Annotated in this window: 1 protein-coding gene; it reads left to right on the top strand. The window is 58.4% G+C overall.

Translation table 11 applies throughout. The features are described 5' to 3' along the window. Positions 1-267: hypothetical protein (locus AC1RPV_RS07920; RefSeq protein ID WP_481764223.1), on the top strand; the 267-nt coding region annotated here is incomplete at both ends.

The raw sequence follows: 267 nt of genomic DNA on the forward strand, positions 1-267 counted from the left end.
AGCAATACGTGGATGGTGTGTACTGGTCGCACTTTCTGGATACCGGGTTCAGCGCGTTTAGGCCGTTCGCCCGTTACTTCCGCGCGATTTGTGCAGCGGTCCTGAAGAACCTTCCTGCGGTCTACCTCGAATACTCGGTGCGCACCGTTAGTGAAATGCTGCCTTGGCTGATCATGGTCACGGAATATGGGCCGCGCATGGCCGAACTGCGTGCGGCCGATAACCAGCTGCGGATGACGGCGATGACGCAGGGAGAAGACCCTGACT

This window comes from Dellaglioa sp. CoH-55-MRSF-9 (assembly GCF_056782155.1).